13 protein-coding genes are annotated in these 17131 nt (G+C 42.8%); 4 read left to right on the forward strand and 9 right to left on the reverse strand.

The features are described from left to right. Window positions 1-254 precede the first annotated feature (254 nt). Complete coding sequence (locus J4N22_RS17620; RefSeq protein WP_207496786.1) at window positions 255-1097, forward strand: SOS response-associated peptidase; 843 nt, start codon at window positions 255-257, stop codon at window positions 1095-1097. Between the two features lie 242 nt (window positions 1098-1339). On the opposite strand, the gene trpA is transcribed toward J4N22_RS17620, so the two are convergent. From trpA to J4N22_RS17655, 7 genes are all read right to left on the reverse strand, one after another. Continuing rightward, the gene (gene trpA, locus J4N22_RS17625; protein ID WP_207496787.1) at window positions 1340-2107 is read right to left on the reverse strand and encodes a tryptophan synthase subunit alpha; all 768 of its coding nucleotides are present in this window, start codon (window positions 2105-2107) and stop codon (window positions 1340-1342) included. Between the two features lie 23 nt (window positions 2108-2130). Continuing rightward, window positions 2131-3333, reverse strand: a complete 1203-nt coding sequence (gene trpB / locus J4N22_RS17630) for a tryptophan synthase subunit beta (protein ID WP_207496788.1) — start codon at window positions 3331-3333, stop codon at window positions 2131-2133. Between the two features lie 67 nt (window positions 3334-3400). Further along, the gene (locus J4N22_RS17635; protein ID WP_207496789.1) at window positions 3401-4048 is read right to left on the reverse strand and encodes a phosphoribosylanthranilate isomerase; all 648 of its coding nucleotides are present in this window, start codon (window positions 4046-4048) and stop codon (window positions 3401-3403) included. Beyond that, on the reverse strand, window positions 4038-4835 hold the full coding sequence (gene trpC, locus J4N22_RS17640) for an indole-3-glycerol phosphate synthase TrpC (RefSeq protein ID WP_207496790.1): 798 nt from the start codon (window positions 4833-4835) through the stop codon (window positions 4038-4040). Before trpC ends, J4N22_RS17635 begins: the two co-directional genes overlap by 11 nt. Next, entirely contained in the window at window positions 4835-5836 is a 1002-nt protein-coding gene (gene trpD / locus J4N22_RS17645) for an anthranilate phosphoribosyltransferase (protein ID WP_207496791.1), read from the reverse strand. Before trpD ends, trpC begins: the two co-directional genes overlap by 1 nt. A 51-nt stretch (window positions 5837-5887) precedes the next feature. Next, entirely contained in the window at window positions 5888-6466 is a 579-nt protein-coding gene (locus J4N22_RS17650) for an anthranilate synthase component II (RefSeq protein ID WP_207496792.1), read from the reverse strand. A 170-nt stretch (window positions 6467-6636) separates the two neighbouring features. After that, the gene (locus J4N22_RS17655) at window positions 6637-8064 is read right to left on the reverse strand and encodes an anthranilate synthase component I family protein (protein WP_207496793.1); all 1428 of its coding nucleotides are present in this window, start codon (window positions 8062-8064) and stop codon (window positions 6637-6639) included. A 393-nt stretch (window positions 8065-8457) separates the two neighbouring features. On the opposite strand from J4N22_RS17655, the gene J4N22_RS17660 reads away from it, so the two are divergent. From J4N22_RS17660 to J4N22_RS17670, 3 genes are all read left to right on the forward strand, one after another. Continuing rightward, complete coding sequence (locus J4N22_RS17660) at window positions 8458-9567, forward strand: flavin monoamine oxidase family protein (RefSeq protein WP_242692270.1); 1110 nt, start codon at window positions 8458-8460, stop codon at window positions 9565-9567. Window positions 9568-9731: 164 nt separating this feature from the next. Beyond that, window positions 9732-10697: an aspartyl protease family protein gene (locus tag J4N22_RS17665; protein WP_207496794.1), complete on the forward strand. Its 966-nt coding sequence runs from the start codon at window positions 9732-9734 to the stop codon at window positions 10695-10697. After that, entirely contained in the window at window positions 10688-12184 is a 1497-nt protein-coding gene (locus J4N22_RS17670) for a glycogen-binding domain-containing protein (RefSeq protein WP_207496795.1), read from the forward strand. Before J4N22_RS17665 ends, J4N22_RS17670 begins: the two co-directional genes overlap by 10 nt. A 2021-nt stretch (window positions 12185-14205) precedes the next feature. Here J4N22_RS17670 and J4N22_RS17675 read toward each other — a convergent pair. Next, window positions 14206-14754, reverse strand: coding sequence for a hypothetical protein (locus tag J4N22_RS17675; RefSeq protein WP_207496796.1), 549 nt, complete (start codon window positions 14752-14754; stop codon window positions 14206-14208). Between the two features lie 419 nt (window positions 14755-15173). Then, entirely contained in the window at window positions 15174-17099 is a 1926-nt protein-coding gene (locus J4N22_RS17680; protein ID WP_207496797.1) for a UGSC family (seleno)protein, read from the reverse strand. Window positions 17100-17131: the final 32 nt, after the last annotated feature.

Consider the following 17131-nt stretch of genomic DNA (forward strand, 5'->3'; position numbering starts at 1 on the left):
TGGAAAATAAGTAGGAAACTTTATAGGGCAACTACTTTTCGGTGTATGTGCCCGATTAATTTATGGAAGCAGTTTTTGGAAGCAGTAGAAGTAGCTGAGCGCTAAGGGATTTTACCAATCGTTATATATGTTAGCCTTTCCACAAAGATGTTTTACAAGGTTAGGATAAGCTGTTCATGTCTTTCAATCCTTAACAGCTCATCCACCTGCTGCCAGGCGTTTTCATTTAAATTTGTAAAGCTAAAGCAGCCTGTATGTGTTATTACCGCGGAATTACCATTAAGAACCAGGATACTCTAAAGATAAATGATGTAGAAAAGGACCTGTCGCAGTACGACCTGCAAGCGCTGGTTGCCGATGGTTTCAATTATGGCACTACGCCTGTTATTGTTCCTAAAGCTGATTGTGGTTGGGATATAGTGCAGATGGAATGGGGTTTTTTGCCGCACTACTTGCCTAACCGCGAAGCAGTAGAAAAATTCAGGAGAGGTTATACCGATGACAAAGGAAAATTTCATCCTCCTCTTACAACACTGAATGCTATTGGTGAAGAATTGCTGCTGCCAAACAAGATGTACCGCAATGCTGCACTACGCCGGCGGTGCTTGTTTATCTCTACCTGCTTTTATGAATGGCGTCATGTATACCCGCTGGGTAAAAAAGGTCAGCCGCTTAAGACGCCAATAAAGTATCCATACCAGGTGCGGGTAAAAGGGGAGAAGGATATTCACCTCGTTGCAGGCATCTGGCAAACATGGACCGACAAAGAAACAGGCGAGACAATAGATACCTGCTCGTTGGTAACCACTAAAGCCAATAAGCTGATGGAGCAGATACATAATTCGAAGAAGCGGATGCCGGTAATACTAACAGATGAATTGGCAGCTGAATGGATCAGCGATGATTTAACGGAAGAGCGGATAGCAGAAATAGCAACTTTTCAATATCCTGCAGAGCAAATGGAGGCATGGCCAATTCACAAAGATTTCAAAAATGCTCATGATCCTTCTGAGCCTTTTGCTTATGAAGATCTTCCGGGTTTAGATGATGAACCTTTAATAAAACCAGTAACTAATCAAATTGGGCTAGGGTTTTAGAACCATGATTATGCGGATTATTATGGATTATGAGGAAATGGAGTGCAGAAAACCTTGGTTAGAAGGATTGTGAGGTGTTGGGAGAATTAGATCATCCTTTTCATTCTATTCTTCCTTCAATTAGTCCCGGTTCTTCAATTAATTATTACACAAAACTATTTCATCAAAAATCCCGCTCTATCAAATCCTTCAAATCCAGGTTCTGTTTTCATCCTAATCTTTCTTCTCAGAAATCATGGAAATCATGGTTCGAAAATTTTCCCTAAGAACTTTATTGTTTCTTCTTTCACATCACCTGCTTTAGATAGTGCATTGATGTAGGCGCTTCCAATAATGGCGCCATTGGTATAGCGGCAGGCTGCTTCAAAAGTGGATCTGTCTTTTATACCAAATCCTACCAGTACAGGATTTTGAAGTTGCATATCCTGCAAGCGTTGGAAATAGGATTCCTGCTGCGAAATGTCTTTGGTATGTCCCGTGGTAGCAGTGGAAGACACAGCATAAATAAATCCTGTAGACAATGAATCGATCTTACGAATACGCTCTTCAGAAGTATCGGGTGTTACCAGGAAAATGAAGTCAAGACCAAATGCTTTTATGATAGGACCAAACTCATTTTCGTATTCATAAATAGGCAGGTCAGGAAGTATGAGTGCATCTACGCCTACCTCGGCTGCGGTTGCACAAAATTTAGTAAAGCCATACTGCAGTACAGGGTTCATGTAGCCCATCAGGATAATAGGAGCATTCGTTTCTACCTGCGCCAGTTGTTCAAACAAGGTCTTTATGTTCATTCCGTTTTGAAGTGCTACGGAACTGCTTTGCTGTATCACTTCACCGTCAGCCAGCGGGTCGCTGTAGGGCATGCCGATCTCTATAAGGTCAGCACCATTTTCCTGTAGGGCTTCTATGACATCTATTGTGCTATCAAGCTTAGGAAAGCCTGCAGTGCAGTATACGTTCAGGATGTTCTTTTGTTTCTTTTGAAATAGCTCCTTGATCCGGCTCATGTATGTTTGGCTTAATGGTCTCTTTAATGTTTTTGATCCTGCTTCTGCATTGCATTCATGTAAGTCTGCAGGTCTTTGTCGCCTCTTCCGCTCAGGCAAATAATTACATTGTCATTAGGTGAAAGCGAGAGTTGTTTTACCGCCCTGAAAGCATGTGCTGTTTCAAGCGCAGGAATGATGCCTTCAAGTTTGGCAACCTCAAATGCAGCATCCAGTGCTTCTTCGTCTGTTACACTTAAGAATTGTGCACGACCCGTTTCGAACAAATGTGCATGCATAGGTCCAATGCCAGGATAATCAAGACCGGCAGATATGCTATGCGGCTCCACTACCTGTCCATCATCTGTTTGCATTACCAGGCTTTTGCTGCCATGCAAAATACCTGCACGGCCTAGTTGTGTAGTAGCTGCACTCATGCCACTGTTGATACCAAAACCTGCGGCTTCTACTGCTACCAGTTTTACGGTTTCTTCATCAATAAAATGATAAAATGCACCTGCTGCATTGCTGCCACCACCTACACAAGCAATCACATGTGAAGGCAGTTCGGAACCAGTCTTCTCTTTCAGTTGATAACGCATCTCTTTGCTGATGACACTCTGGAAACGCGCCACCATATCAGGATAAGGATGTGGTCCTACCACGCTGCCGATGATGTAGTGTGTATCATGCCCGCTGTTGATCCAGCCGCGGATAGCTTCGTTGGTAGCATCTTTTAACGTACGACTTCCACTGGTAGCAGGCACTACAGTAGCACCTAACATACGCATGCGCGCTACATTTGGCGCCTGGCGTTCTATATCTTTTTCGCCCATGTACACCACGCATTCTATTCCCTTCAGTGCACAAACAGTAGCAGTGGCTACACCATGTTGTCCTGCTCCGGTCTCTGCTATAATTCGTTTTTTACCCAAACGAATAGCCAGTAATATCTGCCCTATCGTATTGTTGATCTTATGCGCACCAGTATGGCAAAGGTCTTCACGCTTCAGGTAAATATTTGAGTTGTACTGTTTGCTCAGTCGTTCTGCAAAATAGAGCGGCGTTGGCCTGCCAACATAATCTGCCAGCAGTTGCTGAAACTCCTGCTGAAACCTGTCTTCGGCCATGATATCTAAATACTGGCTGCGCAACTCTTCTACATTCTTGTGCAACATCTCCGGGATGAATGCACCGCCATATGCTCCAAAATATCCCTGGTTGTTCGGCTCTTTATGTGATGTCATGATCGTGTGTTTGCTGGTTTTTAGTTCCTGGTTTCTCGTTTCTTGTTGTTATACTACGCTTCACTACTTAGTGTTCCTTAAGGACATGTTGCTGTTTTAGTTCTTGTAAAAACTTACTTATTGCATCCATATCTTTTACTCCGGGTGCTGTTTCAAAACGGCTGTTGATGTCTATAGCATACAATTTTTCTGCAGCCCCAGATCTTGCAAAAGAAGCAATGGCTTCTACATCTCCGGGTGCTATTCCACCGCTTAGGAAGAAAGGTTTTGCTATGGTAGTTTGTTCAAAAAATTGCCAGTTGAACTTTTTACCTGTACCACCATATTCTTTACTGGCAGTATCAAATAACAGCATATCAGCAGCTGCATATTCATCTGTGGCAGGTGTTTCATCCTTGCCTACATGTAGTGCTTTTACAACAGGAATATGATGCTGCAGTTGTTGGGAATATTCTGCGTCTTCTTTTCCATGTAATTGCACCAGGTCAAGGCCATAAGCTGCTACCTGTTCTAAAACTTCTTCCAGCGGTGCATTTACAAATACACCTACTTTTTTCAGTTGCAGTTTTTGAGTGCGTACTTCATCTGCCGATAACTTACCAGCTACATAGCGTGCTGACTTTTCATAGAAGATCATGCCGGCATAATCTACACCCAGTTCATCTAACTGGTGCAGTTGTTCGATTGAAGTAATGCCGCAAACCTTAACCTTCATCTTCTCGTTCTTTTAGCTCATGTACAAAATTGCCAAAAGCAAGTGCAGGATCAGGATGCTTCATGAAATTCTCTCCCATCAAAAATCCTTTGAAGCCATGCTTTCTCAATAACAGGATGGTGTTCACATCACTGATGCCGCTCTCCGATATCTTCAGTTTTTCTGCTGGTATTTTTGCAGCTAATTCTATGCTGGTATTGATGTCAACCGTGAATGTTTTCAGGTTGCGGTTGTTCACCCCTACAATGTCTACTTCGTTGCTGATGTGCTCCAGCTCTTCTTCGTTATGTATCTCAAGTAAAACTTCTAATCCATTTCGCTTTGCAAAAAGTGCCAGCTCTTGCACACGCCTTGGAGATAAGCATGCTGCTATCAATAGTATTGCACTTGCGCCAATAGCCTTGGCTTCTAAGATCTGGTATTCGTCAATGATGAATTCTTTACGAAGTATAGGCACATGAACCATTTCACGTGCGTACAGCACATCGTCATTAGTACCACCAAAAAACACTTCGTCTGTGAGAATGGAAATGCCGGCTGCATAATTATCATAAGCCGTAACAACAGGACCTATCTGCACCTGGTCGTTGATCACTCCTTTAGAAGGTGATTTGCGTTTGAATTCTGCAATGATGCCTGTACCGCTTTCCACTAACAATGATGTGACAAGCGAATTGCAGGTGCTTTTGAAATAAGGAAAGGATTCCAGTTCGCTCACCGGCACCAGTTCCTTCATTTTTGCTACCTCTGCCTTTTTGTTTTCTATTATTCTATCAAGAATGTTCATTAGGCTGTTTTTTGCATGCTGATCAATTGTTGGAAACAGTTATAAGCTTTGCCGCTTTCCAGGCTTTCGATTGCTGCATCAAAAGCATCATTATAACTTTTATAATTACCTGTAGAGTGCAAAGCCATTGCCGCGTTGGCAAATACCACTGAGCTCTGTGCCCATGAGCCTTCGCCTTTCAAAATTTTGACAAATAATTTAGCCGCTTCTGTTATTGAGTTGCCGCCATATATATCCTGCGGCTGAACCATACGCTTTCCAACCTGTTCAGGTGTCATCACTTTTTCACCTTTGTTGGTTATCACTTTCGTGTCGTCGGTAAGCGATATTTCATCGTAGCCATCAAGGCTGTGAATGATGGTGAATGGCTTGCCGGTTTGCTGCAGCATATAGTTGTAGATGCGCGCCATCTCAAGATTGTAAACGCCTACCAGCTGGTATTCCGGCAGTGCAGGATTTACCAATGGACCAAGCATATTGAAGAAGGTTCTAACGCCAAGATTTTTACGAATGGTTCCTACAGCTTTTAAAGCAGGGTGGAAGAGGGGTGCATGCAGGAAACAGATATTTGCAATTTCTACTTCTTCCAATAATTGAGCATTGTCATTTTTGAAAACGTATCCCAGCTCCTGCATTACGTTAGAAGCGCCGCTGATAGATGTTACTCCGTAATTGCCATGCTTTACCACTTTCTGCCCGGTGCCTGCCACTATGAAACAAGAAAGCGTTGAAATGTTGAAGGTGTTCTTACCATCGCCGCCGGTACCTACTATGTCAAGTACCTTGTGCCCGTTCATATCCACCTTTACACAAAGCTCCAGCAGTGCATCGCGGAAACCTTGCAGCTCTTCGATGGTAATGCTGCGCATGAGGTAGATGGTCATGAACGATGTGATCTCGTGCTCGTTGTACAAGCCGGCAGAAATATTCCGCAGCACTTCTTTAGCCTCTGCGCGGGATAATGTTTTATGTTCGAAAAGCTTTTGTAATATCTTCTTCATTTCGTAGTACGCGTTGTTGTGGTAAATGAGATTGATGTGTTGTGCAGGTGATTATTTCTCAAGCCAGTTCTTCAATATCTTCTCGCCATCAGGTGTCAAAATACTTTCCGGGTGAAATTGTACACCCTGTACATCAAACTCTTTGTGCTGCATTGCCATTACCAGGTTGTTATCATCTACGGCTGTAATTTCCAGTTGTTCAGGGAAATCTTCATTGGCAACTATCCAACTATGATAGCGGCCTACTTCAAAAGTCTTAGGTAAACCTTTGAACAATGGATGCTCACCAGCAACTGAGGGTGTCAGGCGAACAGGAGTAGCAATGCCATGATAGACCGTATCCAAATTTACCAGCTTACCTCCAAAAACTTCACCAATAGCCTGGTGTCCCAGGCAAACACCTAATATTGATTTTGTAGCTGCATACTTCCTGATCACATCCAGTAGCAGTCCTGCTTCCGATGGGATCCCCGGGCCGGGAGAAAGGATGATCTTATCGTACTCACCGATCTTTTCCAGCGTTACCTGGTCGTTGCGGTATACATCTACTTTTGTATTTGTGATCTTCTCAACCAGGTGTACCAGGTTGTATGTAAAGCTGTCGTAGTTATCAATTATCAGGATCTTCATGGTTCTTAGTCAATGGTCAATGGTCAATAGTGAAAAGTCAAAAATCAAAAATCAAAAGGCGGTTGTTCTTGGTGGGGGACTATGGCTTGGGAAAATCTAAAATCTAAAATCCGAAATCTGCAATCGCCAATCTCAAAATCCCCAAATCCCAAAATCCCAAAATCGTCGTTCTATTCTTCAATGTCCCCCGCTCTTTCTACTGCCTTTTTCAATGCGTTCAATTTATTGTTTACTTCCTGCAGTTCGCTGGTAGGATTGGATGCTGCTACCACTCCGGCGCCGGCCTGAGAGTACAAGGTGTTGCCTTTGCTCAAAAATGAGCGTATCATGATAGCATGGTTTACATCACCATCAAAACCTATCACACCAATGGCACCACCATAAAATCCACGCGGTGTTGGCTCCAGTTCTTTTATGATCTGCATGGCTCTAACTTTAGGCGCGCCACTCAGCGTACCTGCTGGAAAAGTAGATGCTAACAGTTCAAAAGGATTGCTATCTGCCTGCACCGTTCCCTGCACTTCGCTTACAAGGTGAATGACATGCGAGTAGTAGTGCACCTTGCGAAAGCTCGACACTTTCACATCGGAGGCATGGCGGCTAAGATCGTTGCGGGCAAGATCCACCAGCATTACATGCTCAGCATTCTCCTTTGGATCTTCTAATAATTTTGCGGCCAATTGCTCATCCTGCTCATCATTACCAGTGCGCTTAAATGTTCCGGCAATAGGGTGAACAACGGCTTTGTTTTTATTGATCACCAGCTGGCTCTCCGGAGAGGAACCCATTAGGCGATAATCGATGTAATCAAAATAAAACAGGTAAGGACTTGGATTGACGGTACGCAGCGCACGGTATACGTTGAACTCATCACCAGTAAATTGCTGGCTAAAGCGGCGGCTCAATACCACCTGGAAAACATCGCCGCGATGACAGCTGCTGATGCCTTTCTTCACCATTTCTATATAAGCCTCATCAGTCATGTTTGATGTTTCTTCTCCTTTGGCTTCAAAAGGATAGGACGGCACATCTTTACTGCGTATCAGCGAAAGAATAGCCTCCCTGTCACTCTCCAGTCCGGCAATTTTGTTCTCGCATAGGTACAGTTCATCTTTAAAATGATTGATGGCGACCACGTATTGGTACATACGGTAGCGCATCAGCGGAATAGCAGTTTCTGTATCTGAAGTATCTTTTTCAAAATGCTTTGCTACTCCTTCTTCAAAAAACTGGATGGCATCAAAAGTGGTATAACCAAACAGACCTTGTGCTACCGGTATTTCGCATTTGCTTACCGGCTGAAACCGCTGTAAGAACTGGTGCAGCTCGTTTACCACAGCCTGCTTGCCCGACAGCTTCTTGCGGATTACCGGCTCGTTCGGGTACTTAAACTCGAATGACTTGTTATCGGTAACTTCTATACCAGCTATAGGTTGAATACAGATGAACGAGAAGTTGTTTTCGCTTGCATGGAAATCTGTGCTTTCCAGCAGCACGCTGCCCGGGAAGCGGTCGCGTAGCCGCAGGTAAATGCCAACGGGCGTATATACATCGGCCAGCATTTTTTTACAATCCGTTTCTACTTGTATTGGTCTCATGCCTGTTATTGTAAATTTTTAATCCAGTTCTGCTTTCTCTTCCTGCAAACAAAAAACCCCAGCTTCTGCCGGGGTTGAATATTGTGATACATCAATTGTAATAACACAGCTACCCCGGGAAGGAGAAGATGTGCCACCAATTGTTTTGTAGAGAAATTGCTTTCATTGTGCTGCAAATATGGGTGAGATTTTTAGTTTGAAAAAATATTTTCTGCTGCAGATGTTAAAGCCACTGAAAATGTGGAGGCCGCGCCGCTATTGGATCTTCACAGTTGCGCGTCTTGTTGATGCATAGGCTGTAGGTAATGTGCATTCAGTGAACAAAGTAGATGCATAAATTTTCTTCCACTTTTATAGCGCGTAATAAAAACGGCTTGCAAGACAACATTTACTTTGGTACGCGGTTACGCTGTTTGTTGGAACATTCGTTTCAACCACGAACTTCGCGGGATGCAGGAAAAGGAATTGATCATTATTGGTGGCGGATTGAGTGGACTGACATTAGCCTACCTGTTGCAGAAACCAGGAATAGAGAGTTTGATACTGGAAGCCTCACCACGATTGGGAGGAAGGATACAAACCGTAAAAGGAAAGTTAGGAACGCCTTTAGAAATGGGTGCAACCTGGTTTGCTGATAAACATCGGCATCTAACATCTTTGGTGAATGAACTGCAATTACAGAAGTACCCGCAGTACTCCAAAGGCATAGCCTTATTTCAAACAAAATCATTTGAGCCACCGCAGCAGTTCTTTGTGCCTGAAGCAGAAGAACCATCTTATAGAATAGCTGGCGGTACGCAAGTGCTTACGGATACTTTAGTAGAAAAATTAAACGGCAGTGCTATTCGTCTCAATGCTAAAGTGACTGCTGTAAGAGCTATAGAAAATGCTTTGGTAGTAGAATTAGCAGATGGTGAAGAATTAAGAGCAGGTAAGGTTGTAATCTGTATTCCGCCGCAATTAGCTGCCACTCAAATACAGTTTGAACCAGGGTTGCCAGTTGACCTGCGTAGCATTTTACCAACCGTGCAGACATGGATGGCTGGAGCTATCAAATTTACCATAGAATATGAGCAACCATTCTGGCGGATGAATGGCTATTCAGGTATGCTTTACAGCCATGCAGATATCGTAGTAGAAATGTATGACCACACAAATTTTGAAGAAAACAAGTATGGTTTTACAGGCTTTTTGAATGGTGGTGCCGCAGGTTTTAGCCAGGAGGTTCGCAAAGAGAATGTGCTGCGACAACTGGTAGGTTTATTAGGCGAAGAAGCCGGCAATCCTACAGCCTATTTTGATAAAGTTTGGAATGATGAATTTATAGTGGCCGGTTCTCCCTTGATTGAACGCCCACACCAGAATAATGGCCACCCATTATTGCAGGAATCATATATGGACGGAAAACTATTTTTCGGCGCAACGGAAACAGCAACAGTATTTCCTGGTTATATGGAAGGAGCCATAGAGGCTGCAGCCAGGATAGCCGATCAAATTCTTTAAATGCATGCATAAGTAACCCTCTCTTATTCGTCCCTTGCCGGTTATTTTTGCTCTAAATATAGATGAGCGGTAAATGCTGCTATGGCATTGTACTGACATTTGTAACCTGAACTAACCGTTATACACTGGCTTGCAAATTTCCTCATATCGTCCTTGCCTTCATCATGATGCTGCTTGCACATGCAGCCCTGGCTGATCCTGGTAAACCTTTACCAACGTCACCAGTATACAAGATCAAGAACACAGAGATCGAGGTAAATTATACACCTGATCCTAGGAACAGAACGGATAGCACGGGCAATATCATTCCTTTTACAAAGGTTGGCAACCTGATCATCATTAAAGCCACTGTAGATACTATACAGGGAAACTTCATCCTGGATACGGGTGCGCCTCACCTGGTGCTCAATCAAACATATTTCAGGCATTACACCACCAGTACCGATCCTGATATGATGCAAACAGGCATAACCGGTGTGGGAGCTGGAATTGCAAAAGCAACCATTAAGATGTTGCAGGTAGGCAGTTTTGATTATGCTAAATGCGAAGCTGATCTTATTAGCCTGGGTCATCTTGAAAATAGCAAAGGCATCAGGATACTTGGCTTGCTGGGCATGTCACTCTTCAGGCAATGTGAAATGATGATCGATTACGAGAACAGTGTTATTCGATTGTGCTATATCAACAGGAGAGGAGCCCGCAACTTCAAGAGTGAATTGTTTAATGGCACCGACACGTATACGGAAGTGCCCATTGAAATGCTGGATAGCAGGATAACAGTAAGCACAGAGATGGCAGGCAAAAATCTAAAGTTCATTATAGATAGCGGTGCCGAAACCAATATTCTTGACAACAAATTGCCGGGCAAGGTGATGGATAATTTCGTGATTACAGGGCGAGTGATGCTGGCTGGTACCGGCAATAAAAAAGTGGAAGCAGTATCCGGCGACCTTGCCGAAATGAAGATCGGTCCTGTTTCTATTGGAACATTGCCCGTTGTCATAACTAATCTGGAGAAAACATGTTTCTTTTACGGCGGCTGTATCAATGGCATCCTTGGGTTCGAATACCTGTCGCTACGGAAATTGGCCTTTAACTTTGTGAGCAACAAAATGTATATATGGAAGTAACCTTTAGCATACAAAGCATACGCGCTGCAGTACGATTAGTGATACTGGCAGCTATGCTATGTATTATGGGGACTTCCTATGCGCAGGAGCCGGTAAAAATATACACCATCAGGAACGGCAAAATGCATATAGAGCTTAGCCGCGATCTGCCGCCGGCATTGCTCGATGCCTTTATCAACAAATTCAACCTGCACCAACTTGGTTTGATGCAACTCATAAAGTCATCCAGACCAGATTCTCTGAAGCAGGCAGGATGGCAACTACAACTGAAAGATGGAGTTTATGTTCTTACCAAACCATTTGCTGAATTGGAGTCTTTTAAGCACCCGAGCGATAAGGTGAATTTTGCAGATGCTGCAAATAATGCGCTGATGTTCCCGGCTGTTAGCAGTAGTGTTCGCTTTGGCTACAACAGGTTTAGAAATAAACATCCTTTTGCTGTTAAGGATTCCGTTGTAACTTTTTTTCTAAAGAACAATACACGGGCACAGCGGGTGATGCTGGCTGGAAGCTTCAATAATTGGGATTCACAAGTGCTGCCGATGCGAAGAACAGATAGTGGCTGGATAGCAAATGTGAAACTAGGCAGCGGTAAGTACTGGTACAAGTTTGTGATTGATGGCAATTGGCAAATAGATCATGATAACCAACTCAGGGAGAATGATGGGCTTGGCAATATGAACTCGGTATATTTTAAAACCAATACCAACTTCTTTACTACTGCTTTTCCCAATGCAGCCAAGGTTTTCGTAGCGGGCAGTTTCAACAACTGGCGCCAGCGCGACCTGCCTATGGAGCGAACTGCATCCGGGTGGATCTTGCCTTTATACCTTGCTGATGGTACGCATACCTACAAGTTTGTTGTAGATGGCAAATGGCAAACCGATGAACAAAATCCGAAGCGTGTGCCGGATGAGTTTGGTGGCTACAACAGTGTGGTAGAAAAAGGTAAGAAGCACCTGTTTAAACTGGATGGTTTTACCAATGCAAACCAGGTGGTGCTTTCAGGCAACTTCAATGGGTGGAAGCACCACGAACTACCTATGAAGAAAACGGCAACAGGTTGGGAGCTGCCTTACGCGTTGGGCCATGGTAACTACGAATACAAATTTGTTGTTGATGGTAAATGGATCACGGATCCTGCCAACCAACTTTCGGTAAGCAATGCTGAAGGCTCAAAAAACTCCTACCTGACCATTGGTGCTAACTACACCTTCAGGCTCAAAAACAGGAAGAATGCAAAAGCGGTGTTTGTAGCCGGTGATTTCAACAACTGGAGTAGTAACAGCCAACAAATGCGCCGCGAAGGCGACGACTGGGTGTTTGATGTGTTCCTTGGCCCCGGCAAGCACAGGTATAAATTTATAGTAGATGGCGTTTGGATACTTGACCCCGGCAATAAGTTGTGGGAGCAAAACGAATATGGCAATGGCAACTCGATCATCTGGATCGATCCGAATATAAACATGCCTGTAGCAAAACAATAGAAACTAAAGGATACACACTGTCTTCAACCTCCGGGAATTTTGATAGTATTTTTTATGGACCATCCATTTGTCTTTCATGGCATCAGCCGTTGCGTCGCACACTTGTACTATTGATTTTTTAATCAACAAAGCACGTAAAATCTTTTGCCGCTGTTGTCGGCTCTTCCAAATGAATTTTTAATAACCTGCGCAATTGGTTAGATTTGTAACAACTAAAAATTTAAAAAATGGCTCTACCAACCAACAACAAAAAGAACGATAGTCTACCAAATAAGAATCAAAAAGGCACAGCACAGAATTCCAAATTCATTAAGGGGAATACTGGTAGTTCTAAGTCGTCTGCACCAACAAAGAAGGTTAGATCTACAGGTGCAAACAGGGGTAGCTAATAACCCTAACCATCTTGCCAATGCTGTGGCGAAAAATTTCACCTCCTGGTATATAATCCTTCTGTCCACTTACAATGGGCACCTGCATAGTAATGGATAAAGATGATCACAAAGTAGTTTGGATGGTAGTGTAAGAACTACCACCAACATCTACCTGTACCGTGTGAGTTTAAACATCTATGATAGCTCAATAAATCGTCGTTAACAATCTTGATTTTATTGGCTAGCTTAAGCACAATCAGTTCAACTGGGTCAACTTCTTTTCATTATCAACCTGTACAGTCCCAATCAATATCAATCTTCTGAAAGCTGATTTTTTTTCTATACTTTTTTGGCGGTGACACAAATTGTTAAGGGAGACTGAATTCTCTTCTAATATTAGCGCGACTCAAAAGCACAGGTTTGAACACCTTTTCTTCAAATACTTATTTTGAATTGAGTTTTAAATAAAATAAGTAGTTGTCCACTTGTTGATGGTCTTTTACAGATTAACAGACAGATACCAAATTGCTAATGGGAAACAATTTAACTGCCTTTGATTGTAGTTTTCTTATCCGTTGGGTGCACATAAATCCTGATGCTATAATAATTTATTTAAAATAAATTTTATATTGAAATTTATGTTAAGTTTGAGTTATGTCTGGTAAGACAATTAATATTAACCATTTTACAATTTCCAGGTACTACGCAGTACTGGATACACGAAATTGTTTTACCTGCTCTTTCACTGAGTTTCTTCCTTTCAATTCAGCGATGTATTACTACTCTAGTTTCAAGGACTTTAAAACTATTATCCCCGTCTAAGTTCTCCGGGGCGGGGATGTTTATTGGTTTCAACTATTTTTCAAAATCTGCGTCGTCAAGCTTCTTGCTTTGTGGTCAATCTCATCTATAGTAGCTTATGTTATAGCAGATAGATAGAAGTAAGGCTGATCCAAATGCACATACTTCAATCTTGATCTTAAATAGTTGAAATGGCACATATCGTGTGCGTAAGAAAATTTAATTCCTTCTAATTAAAGGTTGTTGCTTGTATCTCTCAGCATTCCTACAGCCTTTTTAAATAAACTAGCAATGTTACATAGAATTGAAAAAGTTGATCAAGAAGTAAAAGAGCCTTCTACTGTTAAGTTGTTTCTCGTACTGTTATTAGTTATAAATACTGTTGTTCTAAAAATAGCTTTCATACATCACGAAAAATGGTATTCAGTTCTATTGATTTCAATACCAATGCTTGTAGCCGCCATAATTTCTAATAAACGAAAAAGGAAGGTTGTACAAGACCAACCGTCTATTACTGAAAAAGTGTTTGAAAACCAGAAAAATGTCGAACATCTACAACCTTCTTGATATTGTAAAGATGAAGCAGCCCAAGAAAATCTTCTAGTGTTTGTGTAAAATGCCCAATCGTCCAGATGAAAGTGAAGCAGATTGCATATATAACAACCATAAAGGATTAAGCCATTGTTGAAGCTGTATTTACCAGCTATAGCTAAATACTATAGGCGTTGTATACACCAGGATGCTGGTCATACAACGCCTACAGTATTTCATTAATTTAGAACCATAGTTAACAGCTTGAAGAAGGGGATAGCTCAAACTTCAAGCTCCCTATAGACCTTCATAAACAGGTTATTTGCCAGTTAAGAACTTTGCCACTTTTGTATCATCATAGGAACCTACAAAATCAATTTTTGTGATCTTTAATTTTAAGGTGCCGGCGCGCAACATTGCATCACCCTCTTTGGCTGCCTCAGCTTTTGCTTGCAAAACAGATTGGTAATTGCCTGCTTCCCCTTTTTTATCTAGAAGGATAGTCCATGGAAAGTTACTGGCAGCTCCACGGGTAAAGCCAGTTTTGAGCAATTTGTCGCCGTTATAGATCTCAAAATGAATGCCTGGTGACTTAACCGAAAACTTATTAACTGATAGAATAACGTCTTCAGGAAAATGTGACGCAGGATAAGTTTTCTTGCGGTAAATGATTTTATCAATTGATTCAACTGTAGGCTTTACGTGCAGCAGCAAAGCATCCTGCCCGCCGCGTTCGAAAGAATGAGTGATGTTATAGGTTACTATTAATCCGTCAGCACCTGGTCTTTCTTCAGATTGATATTTTTGTGATTGTACAGTACCCATCAACGATACGAGAAGTACAAGCAAGAAAAGTTTTGATTTCATCATCTTGATTTTGTGTAGGAAGAGAACGCTTTTTTAGAATGTTTATTATTCTATAGTCTTCCACCAGCTTCAAGTAATTATCATTTATGCAGATATTTCCAGGATTGTTGTTGTGGAAGAAGTTTTCATGTCCTTGATGATCTTTCATTCAGCTTGTTAACGTTCATGGCATCAGCCGTTGCGTCGCACACTTGTACTGTTGATTATCTTATGAGCAGGCCACGTTAAAGCCTGTTGCCGCTGCCATCGGCTCTTCAAATGATTTTAAACTAACCTGTGCAAATGGTTAAATAAGTAACAACTAAAATATCAAAAGATGGCTCTACCAACGGAGCCAACAGGGGTAGCTAATATCCTGGTTCACTTCAAACAACTTCAGACTTTGCTTTCTCCTGATAAAGTCAGGACAATATTCACTTTCAACGTTCCAGGTAAAAGCTGCTAAGCGGAGCATAACCTAGTTCTGTCATTGAGGCGTCCCAGTTTTTTGGAAGTTCAATTTGTATGGTAACATAGGCGCCACCCGGCATCACCTGCACTTTGTTGCGGTTGCGGTCACCCGTTACAAGTATAGGCGTCATTCCCGCTTCCATTACAGCTACTGTTTGCGTCTTAGTTTCGCCATTGGCCTGCGGAGGAAACCATGGTGGCAGATTAGTTAATTCGGCTTTTTCCCTGCGAATGGTATTGGCGAGGTATTGATTAAATGTATACCTGTCGAATTGCTGGCTGCCGGGATTTGCCCAGTAGTTGGCATAAGCACGCATATATGCAGGTCTTCTTGCGGTTTTTATCAAGTCATACTCAAGGCTATCTTTCGATGCATATTTTTTAGCAAGGTCACGTGCTACAAACTCGGTAATAAATATGGTGCGATGAACTGTAGGGTTAGTTGCGCCCAATGCGTTCTGCTGCTTTTCAGTTATATCCCACGCTACTAGCTCCATTATCTTTCCAGGGTCTGGTGTTGCAGGTGTAAGATTATTGCCCCACATAAGCGCTGAGCCTGCTGTCAGCGTATTTTGATTCAGGCCAAATCCTTTTTGCACATGGTAAGGCTGCCAGCCAATACGCAGGCATGCCTCTTCGTCCTCTGTAAATGTCCATGGTGTAAGGTAACCGAAGGTTCCCATCCGGTTTTCTTTCACGTTATAGCCGCCAAGGTTCAGCATCGCAAGGTTGATAAACCGGCCAAGCATCATGTTTTTGGGTTCGCTGATCATGCCTTGTCCTGCGTCGATACCCAACTGCCTTGCCACTGGTCCGTTAATCCAGCCGTAGGGTGTCCAGCCATGCGTGCTGGCCAAAGGGCGCCTGAAGTCTCCATTGCTCAGAGCTCTTGTATAGGCAATCAGCAAGGGCATAAACTCTGGTGGGCAGCCTGCCATGACGCCATTGGCTGCAACATGCCAAACCAGCGTTTTCCTTTGCCCTGGTGGAATTACACCAATAACATGGTCCCATGCATAATCAGTATAATTAAGAAATTCCTCAATCCTTTCTTTGGTGGGCGGAACTATGGGCAGTCCATCCGACCAGCGATTGTCCATAAAAAAAGTATTCACTTCGTTGTAAGAGCCGGTAAATACATATTCTTTCGGCTCAACCATCCCGGCTTTGCTGTGTTGAGCTATTTCTTCCGCGGTAATAGGTTTTGTCAGTGCTTCTATGATTTGAGAAAAGAGAACTTTCCTGGCATTCTCAATAAGTTCTTCCCTCGTATGCGCCGAGAATGCACCGGGATATACAGCTGATCGTGGCGCCGGCACGCCCTGGTTTACGCTTGTAGAATTTATTTGTTTGACAAAAGTGGGAGCACCCACTGTAACTGCGGGAATGCCAATATATTCGGCGGCTATACAGTTTCCCACTTCTTTCAGTGTACAGATACCGCATCCTGCGTTTCCAGAGATAATGGCGTCAACACCCAATTCCTTTAGTTTACTTTGGAAGGTTCTCACCTGCCGGCTCTGTGCATAATACTGTCCGGCTGATCCCACCTCCGATAGTACATACACCTTTGCTGTAGGATATCTTTGTAAGATCAAATGTTTCAATTCAGCATGTGTGATAGAGGTATTGAAGCTTCCGCCTACAAGTGCAATGGTTTTTCCTTCCAAAGTATTCAAGCGTGGTGCCTGGGTTATCATTTTCACTGCATGATGACCAACAGGAGCCACAACACCAAATACTTGTTCGCCACCTTCATTTGTTTTAGGGATTACACATAAGTCATCAATACATTCTTCTTCTTTTGACGCTTTGATTTCCTGGCTGTAGGAGAGAGATAGCGCAGCACAACTAAGCAACATGGCTGCGAACATGTTCAGGTAATATTTTTTCATTTTGTTTTGGCTGTAGTTCTCGAGACTGAGAA

The sequence above is a fragment of the Aridibaculum aurantiacum genome (genome assembly GCF_017355875.1).
GTDB classification, from domain to species: domain Bacteria; phylum Bacteroidota; class Bacteroidia; order Chitinophagales; family Chitinophagaceae; genus Segetibacter; species Segetibacter aurantiacus.

What these genes read in the sequence shown, in the direction of transcription:
- trpA (WP_207496787.1), bottom strand. Translation starts at nt 2,107, where the DNA reads ATGAGCCGGATCAAGGAGCTATTTCAAAAGAAACAAAAGAACATCCTG.
- J4N22_RS17620 (WP_207496786.1), top strand. Translation starts at nt 255, where the DNA reads ATGTGTTATTACCGCGGAATTACCATTAAGAACCAGGATACTCTAAAG.
- trpB (WP_207496788.1), bottom strand. Translation starts at nt 3,333, where the DNA reads ATGACATCACATAAAGAGCCGAACAACCAGGGATATTTTGGAGCATAT.
- trpD (WP_207496791.1), bottom strand. Translation starts at nt 5,836, where the DNA reads ATGAAGAAGATATTACAAAAGCTTTTCGAACATAAAACATTATCCCGC.
- J4N22_RS17675 (WP_207496796.1), bottom strand. Translation starts at nt 14,754, where the DNA reads ATGAAATCAAAACTTTTCTTGCTTGTACTTCTCGTATCGTTGATGGGT.
- J4N22_RS17655 (WP_207496793.1), bottom strand. Translation starts at nt 8,064, where the DNA reads ATGAGACCAATACAAGTAGAAACGGATTGTAAAAAAATGCTGGCCGAT.
- J4N22_RS17670 (WP_207496795.1), top strand. Translation starts at nt 10,688, where the DNA reads ATGGAAGTAACCTTTAGCATACAAAGCATACGCGCTGCAGTACGATTA.
- trpC (WP_207496790.1), bottom strand. Translation starts at nt 4,835, where the DNA reads ATGAACATTCTTGATAGAATAATAGAAAACAAAAAGGCAGAGGTAGCA.
- J4N22_RS17665 (WP_207496794.1), top strand. Translation starts at nt 9,732, where the DNA reads ATGATGCTGCTTGCACATGCAGCCCTGGCTGATCCTGGTAAACCTTTA.
- J4N22_RS17650 (WP_207496792.1), bottom strand. Translation starts at nt 6,466, where the DNA reads ATGAAGATCCTGATAATTGATAACTACGACAGCTTTACATACAACCTG.
- J4N22_RS17680 (WP_207496797.1), bottom strand. Translation starts at nt 17,099, where the DNA reads ATGAAAAAATATTACCTGAACATGTTCGCAGCCATGTTGCTTAGTTGT.
- J4N22_RS17635 (WP_207496789.1), bottom strand. Translation starts at nt 4,048, where the DNA reads ATGAAGGTTAAGGTTTGCGGCATTACTTCAATCGAACAACTGCACCAG.